Here is a 24,502-nt window from a genome sequence, read left to right as displayed (position 1 = left end):
CCTGTGCTGTGGCCATTTCCGCTGGCGGACACTTTACCGTCCTGGGCGATTCTGATTTTGACCGTGATCGACTTCGCCATCCGCGTGCTGGCCCTGGGCATCATCCCCGGAAACCGGCGGCCCACCACCGCGATGGCGTGGCTGCTGGGCATCTTCATTGTGCCCATCATCGGCCTGGCCTTGTTCCTGCTGTTCGGCAATTTCCGGCTCTCCCGCAAGCGCCGCGCGCAGCAGGACGCGGTCAATACCCGGGTTCGCGCCGGGACCTCGGAACTGGCGATGCTGGAGAGCCGCTACGCCGGACCCGAATGGGTGGCTTCCGCCGCGGAACTGAACAAGACACTCGGCTCGCTGCCGATGGTGGACGGCAACCAAGTGGAACTGCTGCCCGGCTACCCCGACTCCATCAAGGCGATGGCCAAGGCGGTCCGCGGCGCAAAGTCCTTCGTCAACGCCGAGTTCTACATCATGAGCTCGGACCACGTCACGGACGATCTGCTGACCGCGCTGGAAGAGGCCGCCGAGCGCGGCGTCGAGGTCCGCGTCCTGTTCGATCACCTGGGCACCCTTCGCATCAAGGGCTATCGCAAGCTGATCGCCCGGCTCAAGGCCAGCAAGATCCGCTGGCGGCCCATGCTGCCGCTCAACCCGATGCAGGGGCAGTGGCGCCGGCCGGACCTGCGCAACCACCGAAAGATCATGGTGATCGACGGCGAGATCGCCTTCACCGGATCGCAGAACCTGATCGAGCCCTCCTACAACAACCCCAAGCACCGCAAGATCGGCCGCGAATGGGTCGAGCTGATGGCCTGCCTGCGTGGACCGATCGTCACCACGCTCAACGTCGTGTTCGCCACCGACTGGCTCAGCGAGACCGACGAATCCATTGAGGAACAGCTCGCGCACCGGCCCGAACTGCACGCCGGCAACATCACCGCCCAGGTGGTGCCCAGCGGCCCCGGCTTCATCACCGAAAACAATCTGCGGCTCTTCAACACGCTGATCTACTCGGCGCAGCGCAAGATCTCGATCTGCAGCCCGTACTTCGTCCCGGACGACTCGCTGCTGTATGCGGTGACGACGGCGGCGCAGCGCGGCGTCGACGTCGAACTCTTCGTCTCGGAAAAGGGCGACCAGTTCCTGGTCCACCACGCCCAGCAGTCCTACTATGAGGCTCTGCTTGAAGCCGGGGTGCGGATCTACCTCTACAAGGCCCCCTTCGTGCTGCACGCCAAGCACTTCACGATCGACGACGACGTTGCCGTGCTGGGTTCCAGCAACATGGACATGCGCTCCTTCTCGCTGAACCTGGAGGTCTCGGTGATGCTCCTGGGGGAGGACATCGTGCGGCGGATCAGCGCCGTGGAAGACACCTACCGGGGCATTTCGCGCGAACTTACGCTCGAGGACTGGATGAAACGTCCGATGGGCGTCAAATACGTGGACAACGTCGCACGGCTGACGGCCACCCTGCAGTAGCCGGGGGCACCGGCGGGGGAGCCAACTCAGCCTTGGGGAAACTCGGCGCCGAGCGCCGAGAGGACGCCGAACGCTTTGGTCCGGATTTCCTCATACTCCTCCTGCGGGGTCGAGTCGGCGGTGACGGCGCCGCCGACGCCGAGGCTCAGCTCCGCGGCCCCCTCGCCCAGGGCCCTGACCACGAGGGTCCGGATTGCCACGGCGAGGTCGGCGGCCCCGTTCAGGGAGAAGTAGCCGATCGCCCCGGAGTACACGCCGCGCGGTGCGGCCTCCAGCCGGTCCAGGATGGCCATGGTGCTGACCTTTGGGGCGCCGGTCATCGAACCGGCGGGGAAGCAGGCCGCGACGGCCTCGGCCCGCGGCATCCCGGGCCGCAACCGGGCATCGATGGTGCTCACCATTTGGTGCACGGTGGCGTAGCTCTCGATCGCGCACAGCCGGCTGACGGCCACCGAACCCGGGACGGCGAAATGGCTCAAGTCATTGCGCAACAGGTCCACGATCATGATGTTTTCCGCGCGGTCCTTGGCCGACGATTCCAGCTCCTCCCGCAGGGCGGCATCCGTCCCCGGTTCCGGATCGCGGCGGCGGGTGCCCTTGATCGGCTCTGCCCGCATCCTGCCGTCCGCGGCAATCTGCAGGAACCGCTCCGGCGACGTGCTCGCCACGGCGAGCTCGCCGAACCGCAGAAAACTGGCGAAGGGGGCCGGGTTGCGGCGCCGCAGGTCCAGGTAGGCCGGCCACGGATCCATGCCCTGAGGCCCCGCGGGCGGGGCAGCCGTGAGCACCGTGGTCAGGCAGACCTCATAGGTGTTTCCTTCCGCGATCTCACGCTGCGCCTCGGTGACTTTGGCCTTGTAGCCGGCTTCCGTGTCCCGGGCGGCGAAGCGCGGAGCGGCGGGCTGCGGGGCACTGACACGCCGGGCCGGGGCAGCGGGCGCGGCCCCGGGCGCGGCCGCGGTGACGGCCGTGCGGGCCGCCCCAAGCCAGTCCCCGGCGTCGGGCGCGTCCAGGGTCAGCAGCCAGGCTGTGCCCTCGGCATGGTCGAGGACCACGGCGCGGCCGGCGAAGATCAGGCAGGCGTCCGGGGTGGCGGCGGTGACGTCGGTGCCGCCGGTTTCGCGTTTGAGTTCGTAGCCGAGGTAGCCGAGCCAGCCCAGGGTGAACTCGCACGGGTAGGCCTCGGGTGCACGGAGCGCGCGGCGGCCCCACACGCCGTCGAGCCAGCGGAAGAACGGCCCATCGGTGGTCACAGTGGCCTGGCCGGTACTGACGCGGGTCCGGCCGGAACTGTGCCGGACGGCCTGGCCGAAGCGGCCGCCGTCGTCGGCCAGGATGCTGAAGCGGCTGCGCTCCGCAGCCTCCGGGGCCAGGCCTGCCGGGTCCAGGGAGGAGTCGAGCCACACAGCGTTGGGTGAACCGCCAAAGAGCGCCGCAAACAGTTGCGCGGGCTCGGGCTGGGCCTGGATCCGTTCTGCCAGCAATTGCAGCCCGCGCCGGGCGGCGAGTTCGGGCAGCAGGGCCGGGGCGACGGCGGGAAGGTACTGAAGGGCCTGCAGGACGTCGTCCGGGGCGGTGCCGTCCGCCAGGTTGAGCACGTGCACATCCGCGCGGGCCGGGACGTCATCGGCCGCCAGCCACTCCGCTTCCTGGGCAGCCCACTGGTCCCAAAACGGTTCGTAGGTGTCGCCGTCCCGGGCCAGCGCCCGGGCCCGGCGGTCCGCGTCGGAGGAGTCCGCCCAGATCACGGCGTCCAGCAGGGGTGCCGCGGCCGCCGCGGCGGCACCGACGCCCTCCACCAGAACGATTTCGGCCGGGCGTGTGGTGCGGGCCTCGCCGTCGTAGTGCCGTTCCCAGTCCCAGCTGACCCATTCTGCATTCTCCCCGCGCCGCAAGGGTGAAAGCACGGTGGTGACGTAGCGTTCGATCCCCGCCGCCAGCCCGTTCCAGCCGGGATAGATGTCCTCAAGGTGGAAGAGCGAGACTTTGTGGTGCTCCCTCAGCCGCGCCGCCAGTTCGATGGCCAGGGTGGTCTTGCCGGAGCCGGAGCGCCCGTCGATTGCGATGATGACGGGTGCGGGGCTCATGAAATAGAGCGTACCGGCTGCTCTGCCTTGGGTTGGTCACTGCCGTGATGTTGCCCGTCCTGCCGCTCAAGCTCGGTGCGCACGTGCTGCACAATCCCCGGAAGGGAGGCCCGGATGAGGTTCCAGGTGGTGTCGAAGTCGGTGTGGCCGCCGTACCACGGGTCCTCGATGCCCTGCTCCAGCGGGTCTTTGTCCGCCACGGCGGGGTCGAAGCTGCGGAGCATGCGGATCTTGGCCAGGGATTCCCGGTCCGGTGCTGCCTGCCGGAGCCAGCCGTAGTGGTCCACGTCGAGGGCCAGGATCAGTTCCCGGCTGGCGAACCATTCGGGCCGCCATTCGCGCGCCACGTGGCGGTCCGAAGCGATGTTCTGCGCCGTGAGTTTGCGCGCGGCCCGGGGATCGATGGGCCGGCCGGCCTCATAGGCGGTGGTGCCGGCGGAATCGATCACGGCCCCGGTCAGGCGCTCGGCCCGGAATGCCTCCGCCAGCATGAGTTCGGCCATCGGCGACCGGCAGATGTTTCCGGTGCAGACCGCGATGATCCGGTACTGGCTCGACATTGAGGTCATAGCTAAGCATGAACGATCCGGGGCCTCTTGGCTAGCTGACCCCCGCGATGCATGACAAAAGATGTCAACCGTTTTTTAGTTATTGTCATGCCCGGGCTCGGGTGCGGCCGGGTCCAGCCCAAGGTGCCGGACCAGCGCGTCGAGGACGGGCAGCTGGCCCTTGACCAGCCTGGACCGGGCTGCGGGCTCGGCGGTCCATTCGGCGCGGTCGATCTCGGGGAAGCTGCTGACCGCACCGGATCCCCTCGGCCACTCCAGCTCGAAGGTGTTGCTCAGGATTCGTTCGGGCTGAAAGTCCGCTTCGGCCGTGAAGACCGTGATGATCTTCCCGGAGGGCTGGCGGAAGTCGCCGAGCCGGTGGTACTCGGCGGCCGGTGCCGGCGTGCCGATTTCCTCCGCGAACTCCCGGTGCGCGGCCGCCAGGGGGTCCTCGTCGGCGGCGTATTCACCCTTGGGGATGGACCAGCCGTGGGCGTCCTTGCGGGCCCAGAACGGTCCGCCCATGTGGGCTATCCAGACCTCAAGCTGCGGTGTGCTGCCCGACTGGGGCGCCCCGTCGGGCGGGGATGCGCTCCCCAGGCGGTACAGCAGAATGCCGGCGCTCCGAACGGTCACGCTTCCTCCTTCTCCAATTCCCGCGGCCATTCCACGGCCATTGCCAGGCTGGCCCGCATTCAGGCCGCCGGTCCCCACAGTGCCTTGCGCAGCAGTCCTTTGAGGGCCGCGATTTCGGTGCCGTTAAGGCCTGCCAGCGCTGTGGATTCCGCTTCCCGCGCCGCGGCCTCGGCCTGCCGGAAGACGGCTGCCCCTTCGGCGGTCGCCGAGACGATCTTGGCGCGACGATCCAGCTTCCCGGGCGCGCGGATCACCAGTCCGCGCTTCTCGAGCTCGTCAATAAGGGCGACGATCTGGCTGGGGTCCAGGCTGAGGAATTCAGCCATCTCCCGCTGGGTGGGCTCCAGCTCGCTGTTGGCCAGGGCCAGCACCGAATAGGAGCGCTCCTTGAGGCCAAAGTCGGCCAGCGCGCGGTTGTTCAGGACCGAGCCGGAGGCGTGAAGTTTGGCCAGCAGGAAGCCCGCGTCCTGGCTGATGGTCGCCGCCATAAGCTTCTCGGTCGGCGCGATGTCCAGCTGTTCGTCTGCTTCGGTCGGCATGCCCAACTCCAATAGTCCGAAAAATAAATCATTGACTTTTTCAACTATCCATATTTTCATGGATGCAGAACAGCATCCCATGCCGCAAGGACGGATGCACACGGCAGCTAGCAAAGGAGCGGCAATGAGCCTGTCAGGAAAAGTAGCAATCGTCACTGGAAGCGGCCGGGGCCTCGGCCTGGCCTACGCCCGGGAACTGGCCCGGCAGGGCGCCGCCGTCGTCGTCAACGATGTGGACGCGGAGGTCGCCGCAGACGCCGTCCGGACGATTGAGTCCGACGGCGGCCGCGCAGCCGCCGTCGTTGCCCCGGTGGGCAGCTCCGACGTCGCCAAGCAGCTCGTGCAGGCAGCCGTCACGGAGTTTGGCCGGCTGGACATTCTGGTCACCAACGCCGGCATCCTGCGGGACAAGAGCCTGCTGAAGATGACGGACGAGGACTTCGACGCCGTGATCAACGTCCACCTGCGCGGCACCTTCACCTGTGCACGGGAGGCCTTCGGCTACTTCAAGGAGCACGGCATTGCCGGCCGCATCATCACCATCGGCTCCCCGACCGGCCAGCGCGGCAACTTCGGCCAGACCAACTACGCCGCCGCGAAGGCCGGAATCGTGGGCATGGTCCGCACCTGGGCGCTGGAAATGAAGAAGGCCGGCGTCACCGCCAACGCCGTCATTCCCGTGGCCGCCACCGCCATGACCAAGACCGTCCCGTACTTCCAGAAGGCCGTCGAGGCCGACGAGCGCGGCGAGGCCATGCCGGCCTTCTTCCGCCACGACCTCGGCTTTGGTACGGCCGGCGACGTCGCCGGACTGGTGGCCTTCCTCGCCTCCGACGCTGCCGCCGGCGTCACCGGCCAGGCCATCGGCGCGGGCGGTGACCGGCTGCAGCTCTGGACCCACCCCGAGGCCGCCGCCACCGAATACCGCGAGGGCGGCTGGGGCTACCAGGATCTCGTGGACGGCTTCGGCGCGCTCTTCGGGGAGAAGCTGCAAAGTGTAGGCGAGGACTTCCTGCCGCTGCCGGAAGAACTGCAGCCCGAACCGGCGGAGGTTCGCTGACATGTCCGCGCAGCGCTACGAACTCGGCATCGACGTCGCCTCGCTCGATGCGATCGACATGCACGTCCACCTCGAAGTGGACGGCCACGGCCATGAGTCCCTTCCGGCGGCGCTGACCGAGGCCTCAGCCAAGTACTTCAAGGCCGAGGACCGCCGCCCGTCGCTGGACCGGATCGCCGGGATCTACCGGGAGCTGAACATGGCCGCCGTCGTCTTCACAGTCGACGCCCGGACCCAGCTCAAGCACGAGCCCAACAGCATCCCGGAACTCATTGCCGGGGCGGCGCGAAACAACGACGTACTGATCCCCTTCGGGAGCGTGGACCCCCGCACCGGTGCCGACGCCATCCAGGGGGCCAAGCACCAGGCGATCGACCTCGGCGCGCGCGGGTTCAAGTTCCACCCCTCGCTGCAGGGCTTCGACCCCTCCAGCGAGCAGTTCTACCCGCTCTGGGAAACCCTGCAGGACCTGGGTCTGCCGGCCATCTTCCACACGGGACAGAACGGCATGGGGGCAGGGCTCCCCGGCGGGTACGGCATCAAGCTGGCCTACTCCAACCCGCTCCTGCTTGACGCCGTGGCCGCGGACTTCCCGGAGCTGCAGATCATCATGGCCCACCCCTCGGTGCCCTGGCAGGACGAGGCGAATTCGATCGCCACGCACAAGTCCAACGTGTTCATCGATCTCTCCGGCTGGTCCCCGAAGTACTTCCCGGAGTCCCTGGTCCGGATGGCCAACTCGGTGCTGCAGGACAAGGTGCTGTTCGGCACGGACTTCCCGCTCATCACCCCGCAGAAATGGCTGGGCGCCTTCGCGGACCTGCCGCTGAAGGACGAAGTCCGGCCCAAGATCCTCAAGGACAACGCCGTCCGCCTGCTCGGGCTCGGTGGCTGAGGTGAGCGTTGAAACCGCGACCCAAAAAGCAGCGCAGGAGCGCCTCTACAGCGTCTGCGACTACTACGACGCCGAGTCCCTCCTCACCGGCGGGGAGCGGAGGGTGCTGGGGCGGCTGCGGGAGTTCCTGGACACCCGGGCCCGCCCGCTCCTGGCCGACTACTGGGAGCGTGGCGAGTTCCCGGACCAGCTCGCCCGGCCGCTGATCGATCTGGACCTCATGGAACCGGCGGAACTGACCGGCTTCCCGGGTGCGGGCCAGGCGCCGGCCCGGGGCATCTACCAGGGGTTCCGGATCTTCGAACTCGCCCGCACGGACGCCTCGCTGGCCACCTGGTACACGGCCCAGGCCGGACTGTTCCGGACCGCCATCCGGGTCGGGGCCTCCGCGGAACAGCGGGCCGAGTGGATGCCCAGGGTCATCGACTTCTCACTCAAGGGCGTTTTTTCGCTGACCGAACCCGAGTCCGGCTCGGACATCGCCGGCGGCCTGTCCACCACCGCCCGCAGGGAAAAGGGGCGTGAGGGTGGCCCGGACGGCGGCACCTGGGTCCTGGACGGCGAAAAGCGCTGGATCGGCGGCGCGGCAACGGCCGACGTCCTGGCCGTCTTCGCCCGAGACACGGCCGACGGGCAGGTCAAGGCCTTCCTCGTGGACCGTGAGGCCGCGGGCGTGACCCTGGCGAAGATCCACGGCAAGACGGCCCTGCGGATGATGCAGAATGCCCACATCACGCTCGACGCCGTCCGGGTGCCGGAATCCCGGCGGCTCCACAACGTGAACTCGTTCCGGGACGTGGCCGCGATGCTGCGGGCCATGCGCTCGGACGTCGCGTGGATCGCCACGGGCATCGCGGCCGGGGCCTTTGAGGCGGCGCTGAAGTATGTCACCGGGCGGCAGCAGTTCGGCCGCCCGCTCGCGTCCTTCCAGCTTGTCCAGGAAAAGCTGGCCCGGATGCTCGGGAACGTCACCTCGGCGCTGTCCCTGGTGGTCCGGCTGACAGAGCAGCAGGAGAAGGGCATCTACCGGGACCAGGACTCGGCCCTGGCCAAGATGCAGACGTCCCTGCTGATGCGCGAGACCGTCGCACTGGCCCGCGAAGTGGTGGGCGGCAACGGGATCACGCTGGACACCGACGTCGCCCGGTTCCACGCCGATGCCGAGGCCGTCTACTCCTACGAGGGCACCCATGAGATCAATGCCCTGATCGTCGGCCGGGACCTCACTGGCCACAGCGCCTTCACCCGCTGACGCCCTTCACCCACTGACAACGGCGCGCCGCCGTCGTCGTTCAACCCAACACAACCACTCCAGGAGCCAAAGATGCCCAACCTCGTCGTCGACTTCGACAAACTGCTTACCTTCGCGGGCACCGATCTCGGTGTCACCGACTACCGCGAAATCACCCAGGAGCAGATCAACAAATTCGCCGATGCCACGGGCGATGACCAGTGGATCCACGTGGACCCGGAACGGGCCAAGGACGGCCCTTTCGGCGCCCCGATCGCCCACGGCTTCCTGACCCTCTCGCTCATCATCCCGTTCTGGGGCGAGCTGTTCGACGTCGACGGGGTCACCACCAAGGTCAACTACGGCCTCGACAAGGTCCGTTTCACGTCCCCGGTGAAAGTGGGTTCGCGCATCCGCATGCGGGCCACCATTGCAGAGGTCACCGAGGTCAAGGGCGGCGCCCAGATCAAGGTGGCCAACACGATCGAGATCGAAGGCCAGGAACGCCCCGCCGTCGTGGCCGAGTTCCTCGCCCGCTTCTACAAGTAAACCGCCACAGCCCCTTCACCATCCCTTCTGCCATAAGGAACAACGATGTCCCAAATTTCGCAGTTGCAGGCCATGGACGCGGGTACGCGTCGCCGTGAAGCACGGACCGTCATTGCCTCCAGCTATCTCGGCAGCACCATCGAGTATTACGACTTCCTGCTCTATGCAACGGCCGCCGCCGTGGTCTTTCCCAAGGTGTTCTTCTCCGGCGCGGACGAGTGGGTGGGGGTGGTGGCCGCGTACGGGACATTCGCCGCCGGCTATGTGGCGCGGCCCCTCGGCGGCATCATCTTCGGCCACTTCGGCGACAGGCTTGGACGCAAGAACATGCTGATTGTCTCGATGCTGGTCATGGGCATCGCCTCCACCCTGATCGGGCTGGTGCCCGGCGCCGCGGTGGCCGGAGCCTGGGGCGCCGTGATGCTGGTGACCCTTCGCGTCTGCCAGGGCATTGCCGTGGGCGGGGAGTGGGGCGGCGCCGCCCTCATGGCGCTTGAACACTCCGAATCGGGCAAGCGCGGCTTCGCGGCCTCGTTCGTCAACGCCGGCGCCCCCACCGGAGCGGTGCTGGGCACCCTGGTCATGGGCGCGTTCGCGGCCCTGCCCAACGACCAGTTCCTGGCCTGGGGCTGGCGCGTGCCCTTCCTGCTGTCCTTCGTCCTCCTGGGCATCGGCATGTTCGTCCGGCTCAAGGTCTCCGAAAGCCCCATCTTCAAGGCGGCACTGGAACAAGAGCAAGCCGAGCGGGAACAGGCCGAACGGGACAACACCCGGCGGACGGTGCCGGGCAGTGCGCCGGCGCGCCGCGGGATTCCCCTCCTGCAGGTCCTGCGCCGGCCCAAGACCCTGATCTTCACCATGCTGGCCGGCGCGGCCGGGTTTGCGCTCCAGGTGGTGCTGGCCACGTTCTCCGTGACCTACGCCGTGTCCAAGGGTGCGGACCGGCAGGGCGTGCTCTACGCCTTCGCGGCAGCCTCCTTCGTGTCCATCGCCTTCGTGATCATGGGCGGCCGGCTCTCCGACAAGCTGGGCCGGCGGCCCGTCATGATCGGCGGCCTCGTGCTCTTCATCCTTTACCTCACGCCGATGTTCCAGCTCCTGTCCTCCAACAACATCGGGCTGATCTTCGTGGCCTTCGCAATCGGCCTCATGATCCACTCCACCCTGTTCGGCCCGCTCGCTGCGTTCGTGTCCGAGCAGTTCGGCACCACCTCGCGCTACACCGGCGCCTCACTGGGCTACCAGCTCGCCACCCTTCTCGGCGCGGGGTTCACCCCGGGCATCGTGGCGCAGATCTTCAAGGACTCCGGACAGGACACCGCCGCCGTGGTCTGGTACCTGGCCATCATGTCCGTCGTGTCGATCGTCTTCATCCTGCTGACCCGAGAGCCCAAGAACAACGATCTGCAGACTGTCGGGTCCTAACCCGGCCCGCTGGCGCTACCGTCTAAGTAGAAAGGATTTTCCGTGGAGAATTTTGGCATCGGCTCGTGGCTGCAACGGCGCCGCCCGAAGTCGGGCACCAAGACCGCCGTGATCGCAGGGGAGAAGGAGCTCAGCTACATTGAGCTCTCGGAACGTTCCGCCCGGCTCGCCAACGCCCTCCGGGACCGCGGCGTAGTCAAAGGCGACAGGGTGGCCTACCTGGGCGAAAACGATCCCTCCTTCCTGGAGACCCTCTTCGCCGCCGGCCTGGCCGGGGCGGTCTTCGTCCCACTGAACACCCGGCTCGCCCCGCCCGAAATCCAGTTCCAGCTCCGGGACAGCGGCGCGGTCGTGCTGGTCCACTCGGCGGCGCTCGCGGTGCTCGCCGAACACGGCTCGGTGGAGACCTCCGTGGGGTCGCGGATCGTCGTCGACGATTCGACAGCACAAGCGCCAGCCAAAACAGTGCCCGACGGCGGCGGTGCCGGCCGGGGAAGCGCCGTGGAGGCGTTTGAGGCCGTGATCGCCTCCGGCGCGGCCCTGCCGCCGGACGAACCCGTGGGCCTGGACGACGGCGCCATGATCCTCTACACCTCCGGAACCACCGGAAACCCCAAAGGCGCGCTCCTGACCCACGGCAACATCACGTGGAACTGCATCAACGTGCTGGTCGACTTCGACTTCGCCTCCACCGACGTGGCCCTCATGATCTCTCCGATGTTCCATGTCGCCTCCCTGGACATGGGCGTGCTGCCCACGCTCCTCAAAGGCGGCACCGTGGTGCTGGAGGCCAAGTTCGATCCCCGCCGGACGCTCGAGCTGATCCAGCAGCACCGCGCAACCACCATCAGCGGGGTGCCTACCACCTACCAGATGCTGTGCGAGCACCCGGACTGGGACGCCACGGACCTGAGTTCGTTGAACAAACTGACGTGCGGCGGGTCCGCGGTGCCGATGCGGGTCCTGGAAGCCTACGAACGCCGCGGGCTGCGCTTCTCCAACGGCTACGGCATGACCGAGACGGCCCCGGGCGCCACGACGCTGCCGGCGGCCCGGTCCCGGGACAAGGCCGGGTCCTCGGGACTGCCGCATTTCTTCACCGATGTCCGGGTGGCCGATCCCCTCGACCCGGCGTCCGGGCCCGCCGCGCCCGGAACGGTGGGGGAGATCCAGATCAAGGGTCCCAACGTCATACACCAGTACTGGAACCGGCCCGAGGCCTCCGCGGACTCCTACACAGGGGACGGCTGGTTCAAGTCCGGTGACATGGGCTACAAGGACCCGGACGGCTTCGTGTTCATCTCCGACCGGCTCAAGGACATGATCATCTCCGGCGGGGAGAATATCTACCCGGCCGAGGTGGAGCAGGCGGTCGCCGAGCTCGACGCCGTCGGAAGCGTCGCAGTGATCGGCGTGCCGGACGAGAAGTGGGGCGAGGTGCCGCGCGCCGTAGTGCTGCTGCGGGACGGTGCCAGGCTCACGGAAGAGCAGCTGCGCTCCCACCTGGAGGGCCGGCTGGCGCGGTACAAGATCCCCAAATCCGTCGTCTTCGTGGACGAGATGCCCCGGACCGCGAGCGGCAAGATCCGGAAGGCCGATCTGCGGAAGCTCACGCCCGGCCACGTCTGACGGGGGAGCGGGGACGCCCTTGGGACGAGCGTAGGAAGCGCAAGGAGGCCGGGGCTGCGGTGAAGCAGCCTCCGGTCTTGCCTGTGACCGGCTGGCCGGGCCACCGCTAATCGACCGTGAAGATCCTGATGACCACCCGGCCGGGCTGCCGAACGCCCGTCCCGAGCATGAGGCGGGTGTTCAGCCAGTCCAGGGCGGGGGACGCGGTGGTGAGCCGGGGCCAGCAGCGGAAATAGATCCGTGAACCGTCGACGGCGGCGCCGGAGTTCAGCAGTTCGATGTCCCGGGCACTTCCGTGGCGCAGTGCTGAATTGTGCACGAAGATCCGGTCGCCGTCGTCGGTTTCCAGGACGTAGCGGGCGTCCAGCTCCGTCAGCGTGGCGCTCCGGAGGAGCTGGTAGTCCGCGCCGCCCGGGAGGACCCGCCCGTTCAGAACCGGCCCGCTGAACGTTCCGCCGGTGATCGGGACGACGCGCCGGTGGCCCTCCGGTGTTGGCCCGATGTCGATCGGCTCGGCGACGGTGACGGAGAGTTCCGCAAGGTAGGTCAGCCCCGGTGCTGCCGGGGCATCAGGCGAGGGCGCGCTCACAGAATTCCAGCCGTCAGCCGGCTGGGGTGGTCCTCGCCGAACAGGATGGACTGCCGGGCTACGAGTGTCTCGGCGGAGTCATAGGCCAGCTTGCCCGTGTTGAGGTTTCGGTCCCAGCGCGGGTGGCAGCTGGAAGTGACCTGGACGCGGAGCCGCTCGCCGGGGGCGAAGGTGCAGGCCGTCTGCCAGAGACTGACGGTGTATTCGTACGGCCGGCCGGGTTCGATCGGGGTGGGCTCGTGGCCGGCCTCCCACAGCCCCGTGCCCGCATAGCTGTCCCGCCAGGACGCGCGGACTATGCCGTCGGCAATGCCCAGGGACGTTCCATCCGGGGCGACCCGGCAGAGCCGCACCACGAAGTCTGTGTCCACAGCGGTGGAGGCCGCGAAGAACGTGGCGCTGACCTCGCCGAACAGCGTGACCGGCTCCTCGAACGCCTCTGCCGTAAAGGTCAGGACGTCGGCTCGGGCCTCCACGGCATGCTGCACGGCTGGCCCCGCGGGGTACACCCCGTGGATCATGGTTGCGCCGCCCGCGGTGGGGACCGGGTCCAGGGGGTCGTAGTCGTAGCCGGCGGAACCGCCGGATCCGGGCGTGTCCCGCAGCGTCCCGTCCGCGCCGAGGAACCAGGAGCGGCGGCTGCCCGGCGAAGGCAGCTCCTCAAAACCGCGCCACTGGTTTTCGCCCATGAAATAGAGCAGCACGGCAGGGACTTTGCGGAGACGTTCGGGCTCGTCCTTGAGCACGGCGTCGAACCAGGCCGTCTGGAGCCCGGAAAGGTCGCCGAGACCGTTCATCATGCCCCCGGCAGCATTCAGCCCGAAGTTCACACCGGGGTAACCGGCGGAAAAGTTCGTGTGGGCCCAGGGCCCCACGATAAGCCGGGGCGCAGGCGCGGCTCCCGTTTTGCTGTGTGCGAGCTGCATCGCGTATTGGGAGAGGGTGCTGGGGCAGAAGATGTCGAACCAGCCGCCGATGTGCAGCGTCGGCAACGGCACCGGCTTGACGGATGCTTCGTCCCACAGGCACGTGAAGCTGTTGCCCGGCGATTCTCCGGCCGAAGGAAGGACATGACGGTTCATGAATGTGCCAAGCTGTGCCGAGATTTCCCGCAGCGGCAGGGTGTCGAAGGCGCTGCCGTCGGAAAATGAGCGGTCCAGATCCAGCCACGCCTGGAATTCCTTGCCCTGCAGTTCCGGGTCGCCCGCATATTCGCGGAGGAGCTCGCTGGCTGAGATAGAGGCATGGCCCCAGCTCAGCCGGCTGCCGAGCTCGTAGGCGCCGCCGCGGTAAAGGGAGCCATTGTTTGCATTGGCTCCGGCGGAAATGCCGGGGGAGAGGGCAGCGAGCCCCTTCGGGGCCAGGGCCGCCGCCCGCCACTGGGTCTCCGCGAAGTAGGACCGGCCCCACATCCCCACGGCACCGTTGCAGTACGGCAGCCGTGCGGCCCACTCGACGGTCGCGGCGCCGTCGGCCGCTTCGTTGGCGGAAGGGTCGAAGACCCCCTCGGAGCCGAAGCGCCCGCGGCAGTCCTGCATGATGACCACGTAACCCGCAGCCGCGACGGTTGCGGGGTTGAAGTAGGCGGAGTTGACGGAGAGATCACGTCCGTAGGGCGTCCTGGTCAGCAGCACCGGGCACGGTTCCCCGTCCGCAGGGCGGTACACCGTGGACCGCAGGATGGCGCCATCCGGCATCCGGGTTTCGACGTCTTGTTCAATGAGTACGGGTTTTAGCGCGGGGCTCGGTGTCATGGGAGGTTCCTCACTGGTGGGTCAGGGCGTGTGGTTTGTCTGAGGACTGTGGGTTGATCAGGACGGCGCGGAAGGGGGCGGCCAGATGCTGCCCGGCCGCCCCCTCCGCACTGTCCGGGACTCAGGATTTAGGCGTTGGCGGATTCCCTGGTCCCCAGCGCCTCGGTGGGGACGTTGTAGGTTTCCTTGACCCAGATTGCGGTCACCGCTGCCGAAGCAAGGCAGCAGGCCGCGGTGAAGGCGGCCACGGGAATCCACCCGGTGGGGCCGGGTTGGACGATGGCCGCGGCGATGGCCGGGGCGAAGCCGGTGACAACGAGGCCCAGTTGCGAGGCTGTGGCTGCGCCGGAGTAGCGGATCTTCGTCGGGAACATTTCGGCCGTCATGGCCGGGCCCAGCGGGTTGACCATCCCGTAGCCCACGGTCATGAACAGGATGCCGCTGGCGAAGATCAGCGGTATGGATGCGGTGCTGATGGACCAGAAGTAGGCGAAGGCGGCCACGGAGCAAATGATGTTGCCGGTGATGAAGACCGGCTTGCGGCCGATCCGGTCGGCCAGGATGCCGGCGTAGGGCTGGGCGATGATGCCCAAGGCGGCAGTGGCGATGGTGACCCCGAGCATGGCAGCGGATGGGATTCCGAATTTTCCGGTTGCGTAGGCCAGCCCGAAGGCCGCGAAGACTGACGACACCACGCTCCAGAGCCCAAAGAAGATGACTTTGACGATAGTGCGCCAGTGGTCGCGGAGAACCACCTTGATGGGCAGTTCCTTCTCGGATTCCGCTTCCTTCGCGGCTTCGAAGACCTCGGATTCGGGCAGCCGGAGACGGATGTAGAGGCCGACGGCGACCACCAGGATGCTGGCGAGGAACGGCAGCCGCCATCCCCAGCTGAGCAGGTCCTCCTGCGGGAGGAGGGACACCGCGAGGAAGGCCAAAGAGGCGAGCATGATCCCGGCGACGGCTCCGGTGTTGACCCAGCTGCTGTAGAAGGCCCGCTTATTGCTGGGGGCGTGTTCCATAGTCATGGTGACGGCGCCGACGGATTCGCCTGCGGCGGAGGCGCCCTGGAGTGCGCGCAGGACGACCAGGAGGACCGGGGCGGCCGCGCCGATGGCGGAAGCCGGCGGCAGGCAGCCGATGAGGAAGGTGGCAACGCCCATCACCACAAGCGTCAGGACCAGCATCTGGCGCCGTCCGATGCGGTCGCCAAAATGGCCGATCACGCTGGCCGCGAGGGGACGGATGACGTAGCCGATGCCGATGGTGGCCATGGACAGGATGGTGCCGAGGGCGGGATCGATGCCGGGGAAAAAGATCCTGTTGAAGATCAGGGCGGATGCCGAGCCGTAAATGAAGAAGCCGTAGTACTCCAGGGTGCTGCCGATAAAGCTGGCGGTGGCGGCGCGGCGGGCATGATTGGTTCCCTCGGGGGAAACGGGGCGGGCCTGGTCCGCGGGCGGCGTCAACGGCGTCGGCGGAACGATGGGACCAGCGGTCATTGCGGATCTCCTAGTTGGGCAGGGATTTAGCAGGGGAAAGGTGAGGCTGGGGGAAGATCTTGGGCTCGCATGCTGAGCAGGGCGGGCGGGGTCGGCTGTGGCCTCCGTCACTCTGGTGCAATAGTATGCACTTAAATTGGCGCTCGTCAATCTAAGTGCAAAATAAAATAGTGGCGGATGTGACTGGCATGATGGAGGCGTGATGAGCGAGCGGCCGGCCTCCCTGCCCGGCATGGACCCGGACCTGGCCATCGACTTTCCGCGGCCTTTGAAGGGGCCGTCCACCCAGCATCAGCTACTCACTTTGCTGGTTGACTACTGGTTCAAGACCGAGGAATGGCTGCCGTCCCGGCTCATCGCCGCCCTGGCCGCGGGCTTGGGAATCACTGCCTCAGCGTCAGCGACGGCGTTGAGCCGACTGGCGTCCCGGGGCGTACTCGAACAGTCCAGTGCCGGGCGAACGTCGCGCTACCGCATCTCTCCGGGAGCGCGCAACCGGCTCCGCCACGGCCTGGAGCAGGTCTCCGTCTTCGGCGAACAGTCCCGTCAATGGGACGGCAACTGGACCGTCATCGCGTTCTCCATTCCGGAGACGTCACGGGATGTCCGCGAAATGTTCCGGTCACGTTTGCGTTGGCGCGGGTTCGCGCCGCTGTTCGGGGCGCTGTGGGTCTCTCCGCGTGACCACTCCGAGGAACTCGAAGAAACCTGCAAGGGCTACGGCGTGGACGACTATGTCATCTTCCGCACCGCGGAATCGAGCCTCCGCGGCAAGCGGCTCGTCGACGCCTGGTCACCGCAGGAGTTCAGGGAACAATACCGGCCCTTTACCGAAAAATTCATGCCCTGGGCCGAACGGTTCGACGCCGGAACGGTCAGCGCGGCTGAGGCCTTCAGGATCAGGACCGAGCTGATGGACGCCTGGCGGGCGTTCCCGTGGAGCGACCCGGATCTTCCCGCCGAGCTCCTGCCGGAAGCCTGGCCGCGGACGGAGGCCAGGGAACTCCTTGTCCGCCTCTACGACGGGCTCGCGGACGCGGCCACCGCCTACGTCGAGGAAATCGTGGCCCGGGAAGCTCCCGAACTGGCGGGAACAGCGCAGGCCCTCTCGGTGACGTCCGGGCTCTGACCGGCTGCCGGTGCCGGCCGCCGGTGCCGGCCGCCGGTGCCGGGACGCCGGGGGCCGCGGCGCTTAGTGGATTGCGGCCAGCAGGACGCCGACGCCGACGAAGAGCCCGCCAAACGTCCGGTTCAGGACCTTTTGTCCACGGGCGTCGTGCGTGAAGCGCTGGAAGGACCTGGCCGCTGCCGCGAAGAAGAACCACATGACCAGGATGTCGATCACGATCACTGTGGCAGCCAGGACCACGTATTGCGGCAGCAGCGGCTGCTCCGGGCGGATGAACTGCGGCATGAAGGCCAGGAAGAAGACCACGGCTTTGGGGTTGAGCAGATTGACCCAGAGGCCACGGCGGAACATGGACAGGCCCGGCTCGTTGCGCAGGGCGGCGGCCTTCTCCTGGTCCAGGTCCGGCTTGTGCAGGAACTGCCGGATGCCCAGGTAGACCAGGTAGGCGGCGCCGGCGTAGCGGATCACGTTGAAGGCGACCGGTGAGCTCGCCACGAGCACGCCGACGCCGAGGGCCACGATCAGGATGTGCACCACGAGGGCGGCCTGCTGGCCCAGGATGCCCCAGAGGGACCGGCGGAATCCCGAGTTCAGGGAGTTGCTCATGGTGTTGATGGCGCCCGCGCCGGGAGTGAAGCTGATCAGGACGCCGGCGCCGGCCAGGGCGAGCCAAAGGGAAGGTTGCACCAGGTAAGTTTACGGTCCCGGCCGTGGCTGGCCCGGTTTGATGACGGGAGTCAGTCGCCGCGGAGGCCGTAGCTGAGAATCATGTTGCCTTTGCTGGTCTGCTGGGACCGCTGCAGCTCCAGCCGGGTGAGGGGATCGCCGTCGTTGAACAGCCGCCGCCCGCTGCCCGCGATTACGGGATGAACGATCAGCATCAGGGTGTCGAGCAGCCCGGCGAACAGCAATTGGTGGACCAGGGAAATGCTGCTGAAGATCCCTATTTCTCCGCCGTCGCTGTTCTTCAGGGCCGCGACGAAGTCCTCCAGCGGGCCCTCGATCAGGCGCGAATTTTGCCATTCCAGCTCACCGGTCAGGGTCCGGGACGCGACAAATTTCGGCAGCGGATTGATGAATCCGGCGAAGTCGGCGTCGCTTTCGGCGTTGGGCCAGTAGTCTGCCCATTGCTGGTAGCCCACGCGGCCGAGGAGTGCGGTGTCGATCCGGCCCATCATCTCGCCCATCCCGGCACCCAGTTCTTCGTCGAAGCTGTCGAATTGCCACTTGAACGGGTCTTCAACCACGCCGTCTACAGAGCAGAAAAGGCCGGCCGTCAATTTGCGCATGGGGTTCTCCTTGCCGTGGGTCTCCGGTGCAGGTATCTAATGCACCCTATCCGCAGACCCGGCCGCAGGGAATGGCTGCCGGCAACGCGACGGCGAACGCCCCGGAGGCCGGCTGTGCCGCGAGGATACGGGTCTTGGGCGTGCCCGGGGCGCGCCCAAGACCCGCTAAGGGTCAGCCGTTGGACGTGTAGCCATCCGTGGCGGTGTCGCCGGGGCCGCCATGGCCGCCGCCGGGTCCGCCCTGGCCTTCCTCGGTTGCGGTCACCGTGAAGTTGGCATCCAGCAGGACGGTGGCGCGCGTGCCGTCCGCCTTCGTGATGTGGGCTTCGTAGGTGGCGCCGTCGGCGTCGGTCTCCATCCGCTCGATCGTCGCATCCGGCTGGGCGGCCTTTACCGCCGCCTCGACCTTCGTGGCGGTGTCGCCGGTGAGGACCTCCTCCGTCTTTCCGTTGGCCTGGTGCGGGCCGCGCTGGCCCCCGGTGCCATAGCCGTCGGTGGCCTGGGCGGAGGACGAGCTGCCGGTGGAATCGGCAGCCATCGCGGGGATGGCCGACGCGCCAATGGCGCCGCCGCCGATCACCGCAGCGAGCATGATGCCCGCGGTGGTCTTGTTGATCTTTGCCATGGTGAAACTCCTTTGCTGGGGCCCGGGCTTCCGGGCCGGCCGAGGTTTCGGCCTGTACCCAGCCTCCGGCGCGGAGTTATGGCTGCACTTTCGGCAGGCTGTGCCGGTGCTGTGACCGCTGGCCGCCGCTCACGCCCGGGCGATGACCTCGCCGTTGGGAATCAGGAACCAGCCGTCGTCGGTGGAGCCCCACCGGTGCCAGCCCGCGGATATCCGGGCCAGGTCCGCCTCGCTGGCCAGGCCGTACTCGAGCGCCTGGTCGGCAAAGGATGAATGCAGTACCCGCTCACCCCACACCCGGGCCTGCCAGCGCCGCTCATGTCCGGTGGCGTAGAGCCAGTTGCTGCTGGACGGCGCCACGTCCGTGAACCCGGCGGCCTGCGCCCAGGACACGAGGCGGCGGCCGGCGTCGGGCTCGGCGCCGTTGCGGCGGGCGATCCGCTGGTAGAGCTCCATCCAGTCGTCGAGCTCGGGGATGGCCGGGTACCAGCTCATGCCGTGGAAGTCGGCGTCGCGCACCGCCACGATCCCGCCGGCCTTGGCCGCCCGGCGCATCTCCCGCAGGGCCGCGACCGGGTCCGTGAGGTGCTGGAGGACCTGATGGGCGTGGACGACGTCGAAGGATTCGTCCGGGAAGTCGAGGTCGTAGATGTTGCCGGCGGCAAAGCTGACATTGTCCACGCCGCGCTCGACGGCGAGGGCCGCGGCCTGGGCGATGATGTCGGGGGAGCGGTCCAGGCCCGTGACCCTGCCCGGCGCCACCAGCTCCGCGAAGTCGCATGTGATGCTTCCCGGCCCGCAGCCGACGTCGAGGACGGACGTCCCGGGCGTGAGATGCGGGATCACGAACGCTGCCGAGTTTTCCGCCGTACGGGAGGCATGGGCACGGACCACCGACTCGTGGTGGCCGTGCGTGTACACATCGTCAGGCTGCTGCGCACTCATAATGGAACGCTACCCTCCCGCGCCCGGAAAAGGGCGGACCCCTCCACTGCGGGTCAGCAGGCTCGCGCCGGCAGGCAGTTTTTTGCGGCTGGCCGTCAGTTTTGCCGCTTCCGGTGCCGGGGATTCTGCGGATGAATGGAGGGGTGGAGATCAACAACAGCAACAGCAACAGCAACAGCGCCGCCGGCAAGGGACTGGGCCTGTTCCGGGCCACCGGAATCTATGTCGGGGCGATCCTCGGCTCGGGCGTCCTGGTGCTCCCCGCCATCGCAGCCAAGGAGGCCGGCCCGGCGTCGCTCCTGGCCTGGGCCGTCCTGCTGGTGTTCTGCATACCGGTTGCCTTCAGCTTCGCCGAGATGAGCCGCCAGCAGCCCGACGCCGGGGGGATCGCCCACTTCGTCAAGCGTGCCTTTGGGCGCCGCGCCTCGGTGGTGGCCGGGTACCTCTTCTACTTTTCGATCCCCTTCGGCGCCCCGGCAACGGCAGTGATCGGCGGCAACTACATCGCCTACGCGGTCGGCGGCGGCAGGAACACCGCGGTCCTCGCGGCGGCAGTGATCCTGTTGGCCGCATTCGCGAGCAACGCCGTCGGCATCAGGGTTTCCAGCCGCGTGCAGCTGGCGCTCATGGTGCTGCTGGTGGGACTGCTCGCGCTCGCCGTCGTGCTCGCGGCGCCCCACGCAAAAGCCGAGAATTTCCAGCCCTTCGCCCCGCACGGCTACTGGTCGGTCGGCGGCGCCGCGAGCCTGCTGTTCTTCTGCTTCGCCGGCTGGGAAGCCGTCTCCCACCTTGCCGGGGAGTTCCGGAATCCCGGGCGCGATCTCCGGCGGGCCACGTGGCTCACGCTGATTGTGGTGGGTGCGGTCTACATCGGCGTTGTGGCCGCCTCGGTGGCCGTCCTTGGCCCGGAGCTGCCCGCTACGGCGGTGCCCGTCGCGGCGTTGCTGGAGAAGGGGTTGGGCTCACTGGCGGCCCCGCTCACCGCGGTTGCCGCCGCCGTGTTGACGTTCGGCCCCATCAACACCTTTGTGGCCGGAGCCAGCCGGCTTGGGGCCGCCCTGGCGTCCGACGGCGTGCTGCCGCCCGCCCTTGCCCGCGGCGCCGGGCGGGGACAGGTGCCCGCCGGAAGCCTGGCAACCCTGGCCGTCCTGACGCTGCTGTCCTTCGCCGCGGCCATCGCCGGACTCACCGACATGCAATTCCAGATCGGCGCCGCCTCGGCGTGTTTCACGGCCGTCACCGCGTTTGGGCTCGCTGCCGGCATCCGGCTGCTGCAGCCGCGCACGGCGGCCTGGTACGGCGTGATCGTGGCGGCCGGGGTCATGGTGGCGGTGCTGCTTTTCAGCGGCTGGGCGCTGGGGGTCCCGCTGGCACTGGCAGCGGCCGCCGTCGGCGTCGGCAGGCGCTTTGGCCGGACCCCGGAACCGGAGACGACGCCGGAGACGGCGCCTCCCGTACTGGCGGCGGTCCCCGGTGGCCGGCCGCAGGCCGCCGCCCATCCGTGACGCAACGCGCTGCCGTCCATCCGTGGCGCAACGGGCCGCGAATCAGCCGGGGCGCTGCCCCGGCTCCTGCTCCGGCCCGGGCCCGCGGGCCGCTTCCTCTCCGGCCCGGACGGTGGCATCGATCATGGAGTTCATGAACCGGGTGACGATCTCCAGTTCTTCCGGCGTGAAGTTCGCCATGGCTGCGCCCATGTGGCGGGCCAGCGGGAGGAACATTGCGCCGCCGTCCCGGTAGGCCTTGGGGGTCATGCGCAGCTGTACCTGGCGGCGGTCCGCGCCCTCGCGCTCACGGACCACGTGGCCGGAACTGTAGAGCCGGTCGATCAGGGCCGTAGTGGCCGGGGAGCTGAGGTTCAGCTCTTTCCTCAGCACACCTGGAGTGACAATCTGGTCCCGCGCCGCGTGCCGCATGATGACGGCGAGGGCGTTGAGATCTGTGCGATGCATGTCATTGCGGCCGCCGGCGGAGTCCACATAGCGGTTGGCTTCGAGGGTGAATTCCTGCAGGAGCCGGACCAGGGGCGGCGGGCCGGCGGCTTCGGGCGGGACTGTGTTCTTGGGCGGGACCGCGTCTTCGGATGGGCCTGCGTTATCGGATAGGTGCGGGGATTCGGCTGACACGGCAGACCTCCTTCGTCCCTTGATTCTGCCCCGGCGGTCTGACCGCGGCAGGTCGGCGCTATCGACGGCGCCTTCGGGAGTCTACTGCAGGGTCTGCGGAGCGGCCCGACGCCGGTTGTCCTCCCATTCTCCTCCGGTAGCGCGTGCCGCCGTCTTATCTCTATGATGGAGATAGTCTACTATGGAGTTTATCTCAGGTCCTACTCCGAAGCGCACCCTTGGAAGGAAACATGAAAACCACTTCGCCCGCTACGACGCGCGCCCCGCTCTGGCTGCGCTGGCTGGTTCCCGCAGTGCTCGTCCTGGCCTGGCTGGCGATCGCCGGCATCGGCGGCCCGACATTCGGCCGCCTGAGCGAGGTGTCATCCAACGACCAGGCATCATTCCTTCCCGCCGGTGCCGAGGCCACCGAAGCCGCGGACTGGCAGGCCAAATTCAGGGACTCCAAGGAGATCCCCGCCGTGATCGTGGTGGAAAGCGACTCCGCCTTCACCCCGGCCCAGCTCCGCGAGGCCGCGGCCCTCAAGGGCACGCTGGAGGCCCTGCAAGCCGGCAGTACGGTGATCGGACCCATCCCGTCCGAGGACGCCAAGGCGGTCCAGTTCGTCGTGCCCATCGATTCCTCGGCGGAAGTGAAGACGGTAGTTAAGGAACTGCGGAACGAGGTCCAGGCGTCCGCGCCGGCAGGAATGCGGACCTTCGTGACCGGGCCGGCCGGGCTCACAGCGGACCTGGTGAGTGCCTTCGCCGGCATTGACGGCATCCTGCTGCTCGTGGCCCTCGGCGCCGTGTTCCTGATCCTGCTGATCGTCTACCGGTCGCTGCTGCTGCCCGTCATGGTGCTCTTCACCTCGGTCTTCGCGCTGTGCGCCGCGATCCTGCTGGTATTCGGCATGGCCAAGGCCGGCTGGATCCAGCTGAACGGCCAAAGCCAGGGCATCCTGTCCATCCTGGTGATCGGCGCCGCCACCGACTACGCCCTGCTGTACGTGGCACGGTTCCGCGAAGCCCTGACCCACACCACCGACCGGACGGCCGCTGCGCTCACCGCGTGGAAGGCCGCCTGGGAACCGATCCTGGCCTCCGGCGCCACCGTGATCATCGCACTGCTCTGCCTGCTCTTCTCCGACCTCAACTCCAACAAGGCCCTCGGCCCGGTGGCGGCGGCCGGCATCCTGTGCGCGCTGTTCGCGGCTCTGACCCTGCTGCCGGCCCTGATGGCGCTGCTGGGCCGGGCGGCGTTCTGGCCGTTCCGGCCCAAGCTGCTGCCGGAAACCCAGCGGGAGCCGGAACTGGTCACCGGGCTGGAGGGCCAGAAGGGGCTGTGGCGGGCCACCGGATCGCTCGTTGCCCGCCGGCCGCGCACGGTCTGGGTCGCCTCCGTCCTGTTGCTCCTTGTGGCCGGTGCCGGCCTCCTGCAGCTCAAGGCCAACGGCGTGGCCCAGACTGACGTCATCCTTACCGCCTCCAACGCCGTGGACGGCCAGGAAGCCCTGGGCCGGCACTTCGACGCCGGGTCCGGCAGCCCAGCGGTGATCGTGGCCGACGAGGCAAAGGCCCAGAACGTGCTGGCGAAGGTCAAGGCCAGCGACGGCGTCGGGGACGCCTATCTGCTGGCCGACGGCGGCGCCCCAGTCATCACCGGCGCCCCGGGCGCGCCGGCTGCCCCGGCCGTCAGGGACGGGAAAGTCCTGATCAACGCGACACTGGACCACGCCGCCGACTCCGCCGACGCCGAAAACGCCGTGGTATCGCTCCGCCAGGAACTGAAGAAGATCGACGCCGGGGTTTTGGTCGGCGGAGTGACAGCCACGGCCCTGGATACGAACACCACGGCCCAGCGTGACCTCGTCACCATCATCCCGGTGGTCCTGGGTGTCATCCTGGTCATCCTCATGCTGCTGCTGCGCTCGGTGCTCGCGCCGGTCCTGCTGGTCGCCTCCGTGGTCCTGTCCTACGCCGCGGCGATGGGCGTCTCCGCCTTCGTGTTCAACAACGTCTTCGGCTTCCCCGGAGCGGACGCAACAGTGCCCTTGTTCGGCTTCGTGTTCCTCGTGGCGCTCGGCGTCGACTACAACATCTTCCTGATGAGCCGGGTCCGGGAGGAATCCCTCAAGCACGGCACCCGGGCCGGCATCCTGCGCGGCCTCGGCGTGACGGGCGGGGTCATCACCTCTGCCGGGGTGGTCCTGGCTGCCACCTTCGCGGCCCTCGGCGTCATTCCGATCATGTTCCTGGTCCAGCTCGCCTTCATCGTCGCATTCGGCGTCTTGCTGGACACGGTGCTGGTCCGCTCCCTGCTGGTGCCCGCGCTGGCCTACGACATCGGCCCGCGGCTCTGGTGGCCCGGCAAGCTCGGCCGGCCCGGGAGCGGAGCCGCGGCCCGCGACGGCGACCGGTCCTCTCTGTCCGCCGAAAACCCGACAGAAAATGAGGAGGCAGGGGTCCGCTAGGCGGGACCGAAC

Annotated in this window: 22 protein-coding genes; 10 read left to right on the top strand and 12 right to left on the bottom strand. The window is 68.0% G+C overall.

Translation table 11 applies throughout. The annotated features are described in order from the left end of the window. The first annotated feature begins 3 nt into the window (after positions 1-3). Positions 4-1,479: a cardiolipin synthase gene (gene cls, locus C560_RS0110580; RefSeq protein WP_026538195.1), complete on the top strand. Its 1,476-nt coding sequence runs from the start codon at positions 4-6 to the stop codon at positions 1,477-1,479. A gap of 26 nt (positions 1,480-1,505) precedes the next feature. Here the strand turns inward: cls and pabB are convergent, their stop codons facing one another. The 4 genes from pabB to C560_RS0110560 all read right to left on the bottom strand — a co-directional run bounded on the left by pabB (position 1,506) and on the right by C560_RS0110560 (position 5,289). Beyond that, the gene (gene pabB, locus C560_RS0110575) at positions 1,506-3,566 is read right to left on the bottom strand and encodes an aminodeoxychorismate synthase component I (RefSeq protein WP_026538194.1); all 2,061 of its coding nucleotides are present in this window, start codon (positions 3,564-3,566) and stop codon (positions 1,506-1,508) included. After that, entirely contained in the window at positions 3,563-4,135 is a 573-nt protein-coding gene (locus C560_RS0110570; protein ID WP_026538193.1) for a low molecular weight protein-tyrosine-phosphatase, read from the bottom strand. Before C560_RS0110570 ends, pabB begins: the two co-directional genes overlap by 4 nt. 75 nt (positions 4,136-4,210) lie before the next feature. Continuing rightward, complete coding sequence (locus C560_RS21565) at positions 4,211-4,750, bottom strand: NUDIX domain-containing protein (RefSeq protein ID WP_043422930.1); 540 nt, start codon at positions 4,748-4,750, stop codon at positions 4,211-4,213. 59 nt (positions 4,751-4,809) lie between these two features. Beyond that, complete coding sequence (locus C560_RS0110560) at positions 4,810-5,289, bottom strand: MarR family winged helix-turn-helix transcriptional regulator (RefSeq protein WP_051533096.1); 480 nt, start codon at positions 5,287-5,289, stop codon at positions 4,810-4,812. A 124-nt stretch (positions 5,290-5,413) separates the two neighbouring features. On the opposite strand from C560_RS0110560, the gene C560_RS0110555 reads away from it, so the two are divergent. The 6 genes from C560_RS0110555 to C560_RS0110530 all read left to right on the top strand — a co-directional run bounded on the left by C560_RS0110555 (position 5,414) and on the right by C560_RS0110530 (position 12,078). After that, a complete protein-coding gene (locus C560_RS0110555) occupies positions 5,414-6,349 on the top strand; it encodes an SDR family NAD(P)-dependent oxidoreductase (RefSeq protein WP_026538191.1) in 936 nt (311 codons plus the stop codon). 1 nt (position 6,350) lies between these two features. Beyond that, a complete protein-coding gene (locus C560_RS0110550; protein WP_026538190.1) occupies positions 6,351-7,244 on the top strand; it encodes an amidohydrolase family protein in 894 nt (297 codons plus the stop codon). Beyond that, the gene (locus C560_RS0110545) at positions 7,237-8,496 is read left to right on the top strand and encodes an acyl-CoA dehydrogenase family protein (protein WP_051533095.1); all 1,260 of its coding nucleotides are present in this window, start codon (positions 7,237-7,239) and stop codon (positions 8,494-8,496) included. Before C560_RS0110550 ends, C560_RS0110545 begins: the two co-directional genes overlap by 8 nt. Positions 8,497-8,568: 72 nt before the next feature. Beyond that, a complete protein-coding gene (locus C560_RS0110540) occupies positions 8,569-9,024 on the top strand; it encodes a MaoC family dehydratase (RefSeq protein ID WP_026538188.1) in 456 nt (151 codons plus the stop codon). Positions 9,025-9,069: 45 nt separating this feature from the next. Next, the gene (locus C560_RS0110535; protein ID WP_026538187.1) at positions 9,070-10,449 is read left to right on the top strand and encodes an MFS transporter; all 1,380 of its coding nucleotides are present in this window, start codon (positions 9,070-9,072) and stop codon (positions 10,447-10,449) included. Positions 10,450-10,491: 42 nt separating this feature from the next. Continuing rightward, positions 10,492-12,078, top strand: coding sequence for an acyl-CoA synthetase (locus C560_RS0110530; protein WP_026538186.1), 1,587 nt, complete (start codon positions 10,492-10,494; stop codon positions 12,076-12,078). A gap of 106 nt (positions 12,079-12,184) precedes the next feature. Here the strand turns inward: C560_RS0110530 and C560_RS0110525 are convergent, their stop codons facing one another. The 3 genes from C560_RS0110525 to C560_RS0110515 form a co-directional block, all read right to left on the bottom strand. Continuing rightward, complete coding sequence (locus C560_RS0110525; RefSeq protein ID WP_026538185.1) at positions 12,185-12,667, bottom strand: DUF3237 domain-containing protein; 483 nt, start codon at positions 12,665-12,667, stop codon at positions 12,185-12,187. Then, positions 12,664-14,421 (bottom strand): CocE/NonD family hydrolase, encoded by a 1,758-nt coding sequence (locus C560_RS0110520; RefSeq protein WP_026538184.1) that lies wholly within the window; start codon positions 14,419-14,421, stop codon positions 12,664-12,666. Before C560_RS0110520 ends, C560_RS0110525 begins: the two co-directional genes overlap by 4 nt. Before the next feature lie 128 nt (positions 14,422-14,549). After that, a complete protein-coding gene (locus C560_RS0110515; RefSeq protein ID WP_026538183.1) occupies positions 14,550-15,923 on the bottom strand; it encodes an MFS transporter in 1,374 nt (457 codons plus the stop codon). A gap of 202 nt (positions 15,924-16,125) precedes the next feature. Here C560_RS0110515 and C560_RS0110510 point away from each other — a divergent pair, with 202 nt between their 5' ends. Then, positions 16,126-17,052, top strand: coding sequence for a PaaX family transcriptional regulator (locus tag C560_RS0110510; RefSeq protein WP_026538182.1), 927 nt, complete (start codon positions 16,126-16,128; stop codon positions 17,050-17,052). A gap of 63 nt (positions 17,053-17,115) precedes the next feature. Here the strand turns inward: C560_RS0110510 and C560_RS0110505 are convergent, their stop codons facing one another. The 4 genes from C560_RS0110505 to C560_RS0110490 all read right to left on the bottom strand — a co-directional run bounded on the left by C560_RS0110505 (position 17,116) and on the right by C560_RS0110490 (position 19,911). Then, on the bottom strand, positions 17,116-17,739 hold the full coding sequence (locus C560_RS0110505) for a LysE family transporter (protein ID WP_026538181.1): 624 nt from the start codon (positions 17,737-17,739) through the stop codon (positions 17,116-17,118). Positions 17,740-17,789: 50 nt separating this feature from the next. Continuing rightward, positions 17,790-18,341 (bottom strand): dihydrofolate reductase family protein, encoded by a 552-nt coding sequence (locus tag C560_RS0110500; RefSeq protein WP_018774073.1) that lies wholly within the window; start codon positions 18,339-18,341, stop codon positions 17,790-17,792. Between the two features lie 172 nt (positions 18,342-18,513). Beyond that, the gene (locus C560_RS0110495) at positions 18,514-18,966 is read right to left on the bottom strand and encodes a hypothetical protein (protein ID WP_026538180.1); all 453 of its coding nucleotides are present in this window, start codon (positions 18,964-18,966) and stop codon (positions 18,514-18,516) included. Between the two features lie 129 nt (positions 18,967-19,095). Continuing rightward, the gene (locus C560_RS0110490; protein ID WP_026538179.1) at positions 19,096-19,911 is read right to left on the bottom strand and encodes a methyltransferase domain-containing protein; all 816 of its coding nucleotides are present in this window, start codon (positions 19,909-19,911) and stop codon (positions 19,096-19,098) included. Positions 19,912-20,054: 143 nt separating this feature from the next. On the opposite strand from C560_RS0110490, the gene C560_RS21560 reads away from it, so the two are divergent. Further along, positions 20,055-21,416, top strand: coding sequence for an APC family permease (locus C560_RS21560; protein ID WP_231494316.1), 1,362 nt, complete (start codon positions 20,055-20,057; stop codon positions 21,414-21,416). 42 nt (positions 21,417-21,458) lie between these two features. On the opposite strand, the gene C560_RS0110480 is transcribed toward C560_RS21560, so the two are convergent. After that, positions 21,459-22,037, bottom strand: coding sequence for a MarR family winged helix-turn-helix transcriptional regulator (locus tag C560_RS0110480; RefSeq protein ID WP_026538178.1), 579 nt, complete (start codon positions 22,035-22,037; stop codon positions 21,459-21,461). 230 nt (positions 22,038-22,267) lie between these two features. On the opposite strand from C560_RS0110480, the gene C560_RS0110475 reads away from it, so the two are divergent. Then, the gene (locus tag C560_RS0110475; RefSeq protein WP_026538177.1) at positions 22,268-24,490 is read left to right on the top strand and encodes an MMPL family transporter; all 2,223 of its coding nucleotides are present in this window, start codon (positions 22,268-22,270) and stop codon (positions 24,488-24,490) included. Positions 24,491-24,502: the final 12 nt, after the last annotated feature.

The organism is Arthrobacter sp. 9MFCol3.1, assembly GCF_000620385.1.
GTDB lineage: Bacteria > Actinomycetota > Actinomycetes > Actinomycetales > Micrococcaceae > Arthrobacter.
The sequence above is the reverse complement of the archived record's forward strand: the minus strand, read 5'-3'. Positions and strand labels throughout refer to the sequence as shown.